1 pseudogene is annotated in these 609 nt (G+C 63.4%); it reads left to right on the forward strand.

Going from position 1 to position 609, the window contains the following annotated elements:
* Window positions 1-609: pseudogene (locus BLX42_RS06290) on the forward strand (glycine dehydrogenase (aminomethyl-transferring)); the annotation flags it as partial.

The following is a 609-nucleotide window of genomic DNA, read 5'->3' on the forward strand; positions in this document are numbered from 1 at the left end:
GACGGCCAGAGCGAGGCCGATGCCCTCGCCGCGCTGAAAGCTATCGCCGGTAAAAACCAGCTATTCAAGAACTATATCGGGCAGGGTTATTACAACACCCACACCCCGGCGCCAATCCTGCGCAACTTGCTGGAAAACCCGGCCTGGTACACCGCCTACACCCCTTACCAACCAGAAATCTCCCAAGGCCGCCTGGAAGCCTTGCTCAACTTCCAGACCTTGATCAGCGACCTGACCGGCCTGCCGATCGCCAACGCCTCCCTGCTCGACGAAGCCACCGCGGCAGCCGAGGCCATGACCTTCTGCAAGCGCCTGTCGAAGAACAAGGCCAGCCATGCCTTCTTCGCCTCGGTGCATTGCCACCCGCAGACCCTCGACGTCCTGCGTACCCGTGCCGAACCACTGGGTATCGAGATCGTGGTGGGCGACGAGCGTGAACTCGATGACGTCAGCGCCTTCTTCGGTGCGCTGCTGCAATACCCGGCCAGCAATGGCGAGGTGTTCGACTACCGCGAGCTGGTGCAGCGCTTGCACGGCGCCAACGCCCTTGTCGCCGTGGCCGCCGACCTGCTGGCCCTGACGCTGCTGACCCCTCCGGGCGAGTTCGAA

This window comes from Pseudomonas sp. SG-MS2 (assembly GCF_009933855.1).
GTDB classification, from domain to species: domain Bacteria; phylum Pseudomonadota; class Gammaproteobacteria; order Pseudomonadales; family Pseudomonadaceae; genus Aquipseudomonas; species Aquipseudomonas putida_E.